The sequence below is a fragment of the Moorena sp. SIO4E2 genome (genome assembly GCF_010671945.1).
Classification (GTDB): Bacteria; Cyanobacteriota; Cyanobacteriia; order Cyanobacteriales; family Coleofasciculaceae; genus Moorena; species Moorena producens.
The window spans coordinates 1-1,287 of sequence record NZ_JAAHIE010001284.1; the positions used below are offsets into that span (position 1 = coordinate 1).

The 1,287-nt window shown below is 41.3% G+C and carries 1 protein-coding gene; it reads right to left on the reverse strand.

Annotated features, from left to right (window positions below; genetic code table 11):
• Nucleotides 1–9: 9 nt before the first annotated feature.
• Nucleotides 10–1,287 (reverse strand): nSTAND1 domain-containing NTPase (locus tag F6K37_RS43000; RefSeq protein ID WP_502887844.1); only part of this gene is annotated, 1,278 nt, incomplete at its 5' end.

Below are 1,287 nucleotides of genomic sequence, written 5' to 3' on the forward strand. Positions count from 1 at the left end.
CAGGTGTCTTCACATCGCTAATGTTCTCTTCCGATATTGGTCACTGATATCGCTTTTAGCCCAGATGGCAAACAGATTATCAGTGACTATGTCTGTATGACCTTGTAAACGATTCCTTTCTCGAACCTTGTCTAAGGCTGTCAATAAGCTAGAATTAACTTCATTGATCACCTTTGGTTCTAAATAGATTACCTTTGCTTGTAAGGATTTTTGGGAGTTTTTAATCTCAGCTGTTACTTCAATAGCTTGGATCAATTCTTTTGGAGTAGGTTTTACTGATAGAGAAGATTTTATATTGGTAGCTTTTGCTAGTAATTCTGAGTTAATTGCCTGTTTACGAGATTGTAAACCAAAAATAGTGGCAAAAACTCCAACCACTATAACCAATGTCAACCAAATCCTAAGTTGCTTCTGATTTTTCTCTGCTAATTGACGAGCCTTCACCTCTGCTTGACGTTTGCCTTCAGACTCCTCTAGACGTTTCTGTTGACGTTGCTTCTCTTCCTGTTGACGTTGTTTCTCTTCGTTAAGTATGCGCTCGCGGACTTTTTGACTAACCTTAATAAATTCTTGTGCATTACTATTAAGTTGACCCCGGTAGATATCTTTAGAGAGATAATCCTCAGCATTACTTAATTTTGCTCCCTGTAGTAAAAAAGCAATTTCTTCTGGCTTACCTTCCCTTGTCCACTCTTCAGCCGCCGCTTCAATTTTACGGGCTATTCTCATTCCATCCCGGTTTTCACTTATCCAACTCCGCAACAGACTCCAATGACGAATCAAAGCTTCATGAGCCACATCCACCACTGCTACTCTCTTTGCTTCTCCTCCTTTACTTACCATTTCAGTGGTAACAACTAGCTTTTCATTAGCTAATTTCTGAACTACGGTATCAATAAGTTCTTCGCTGTAGCGCTGATTCACTAAATTCGGCTTTAATACTCGTCTGCGGGTATCTTCTGTACCTTCTCCCAACTGAGTCAGTGCTAGAAAAATATGCTTAACTGCTGCTTGTTCTTGCTCAGAAAAAAGCTCATAGACCTCAGTCGCCCGTTGATGCAAGGTACCCATCACACCACCCAATTTGACATAGGTGTTGAGCCGCAAACAGTTATCAGTGCTTTCTTCCCACAGTCGTGTCAGGGTATATTGCAGTAATGGCAGATATCCTGGCGCATCCGCTACATCTGCCAGTATTTCTTTCACCAGTTCTGGCTCAATCTCCAAATCTACCTGTTTGGCTGGTTCTACAATTGCCTGTTTTAACTCCTCTGGTGACATGGGCAT